Source organism: Clostridioides sp. ES-S-0190-01 (genome assembly GCF_020658275.1).
GTDB lineage: Bacteria > Bacillota > Clostridia > Peptostreptococcales > Peptostreptococcaceae > Clostridioides.
Map to the genome: position 1 here is coordinate 1 of NZ_JACVWA010000049.1, position 759 is coordinate 759.

1 pseudogene is annotated in these 759 nt (G+C 30.6%); it reads right to left on the reverse strand.

The window, feature by feature from the left end:
• A pseudogene (locus tag IC214_RS20115) lies at positions 1–759 on the reverse strand (penicillin-binding protein); the annotation flags it as partial.

A 759-nucleotide genomic window follows, 5' to 3' on the forward strand; every position in this document is an offset into this window, starting at 1 on the left:
TATACAGTTTGATATCACTCAAATCACGACCCATTACACCAGGTATTTCTATAAAAGCATTTGAATTATTCTCATCTATTATTTTAGTATTAGCTAAAAAACCTGGAGTTTTATCAGAAACACCAAGAATTGCTTTAACAGAACCAAGCATATAGTGTTGAGAACTATATTTTTCATCCACTATATAGTAGCCTTTTTCACCTCTTTTTTCCCATGCTTCTTTGACACTATCTGATATATCATTGTCATCTACCTTTTGAGCTACGTAGTATAAACTTGCTGTCTGACCTAATCCAGGAACATCATCATAAGAGCTCATATTTAAATATGTGATATTATTTTTTTCTTTTACAAATTTTAGGCAACTATTACCTTTTTCAGATACAAATCTATCTTGACCTATGTATACATATTTATCTTCAGGTCCATTTTCTATGTATGGAGAAGATACTGTTAAAGTACCATTATCATTAACATCGATTTTTAGCATATTTGAAGAAGCATAAAGTCCACTATTTTCTTTTAAGTAACTTGGCATTTTGACTTGTTGTGGCTTACTAAATGTTTTATCAGGTTTTATTTCTTTAATTTTACCTTTTTCTTTTAGTGCAGATAGTAAAATTTCTTGTCCGATTACTTCGTTAAGTTGACTACTTCCACCAGAAGAAACAACTGCAACTGCCATATTTTCATCTGGAAGCACTGTAAGATTACTATGGAATAATAAAGAATCTCCACCTTTTGTAAGTGCTTTTAGAT